1 protein-coding gene and 1 pseudogene are annotated in these 897 nt (G+C 54.7%); both read left to right on the top strand.

Annotation, left to right across the window (positions count from 1 at the left end):
- Positions 1–498 (top strand): hypothetical protein (locus ACSHSS_RS30265; protein WP_445545974.1); only part of this gene is annotated, 498 nt, incomplete at its 5' end.
- Positions 499–593: 95 nt separating this feature from the next.
- A pseudogene (locus tag ACSHSS_RS30260) lies at positions 594–897 on the top strand (hypothetical protein); the annotation flags it as partial.

Raw genomic sequence — 897 nt, 5'->3', positions numbered from 1 at the left:
GCCATCTCGCCTGCAACTTCGGAAGTTGGTCCATTGATCAGCGTTTCCCTTGAGGACGATGCATTGCTGCCGGAAGATTTCGAGCAGAAGATCAGTATCGTCAATGCCTACCTTGATTCGAAAGGTGGGCAATGGGACGTCTTTTCCGGCTTGATCGCGGATCTGCATTCTGGAACTCGCGTGATCGCTGTCGAGCACTTTCAGGGCATGCGCTTCGTGACGATCAACAAGATGACGAGCATGGTCTGCAATATCTACGGTGAGCGAGTGCTACGCATGCTGGCCGAATGGGATTCGAACGATCGCGACGATCAGACGAACACGATTGACAAGTTCCTCGAGCGTCAAGCAGACCTGCGCGTGGTGGTCGCGCTCCCTTTCCTCGTTGGGCATCGCGAGGATGTTTATTCGACACTCTGGGGATTCCAGAACACTCAATACAACACCTTGATTGAAAATAGCGAGCGCACGCTGGAGCGACTTGCCGAAGCGGCCTGATACGAGCGTGCTACCGCGCATGGTAGGTCGAGATGCCGTTTGGTCGACGCACGCAGTCCGATTGGTTTTGTTCATACTGAAGATACCGTCCGTACGTGATCCCTGTTTCCGTCGAATCTTCCCATGCCTCGAAGTTCATCGACGAAGGCTTGTCAGTTTCCATCGTGACCTACCACTCCGACGCAGCATTGCTCGCACGAACGTTGGCGAGCCTGTGCGTCGCGTGTGACATCGTGCGGGCAACCCGCTCTGGTTTGACTGTCCGCGTTCAAATCGTTGACAACGGTGGCTTGCCGGATCTGTCGAAAACACTTGAAATGTTTGACCGCGCGGACATTGCGTACGAGGTTGCGTATTCCGGCGAACGTGATCACGCATTTCGGCGGATCGTGATCATGG

The sequence above is a fragment of the Burkholderia sp. BC1 genome (assembly GCF_052683555.1).
This window is presented reverse-complemented; position numbering and strand designations above follow the sequence as displayed.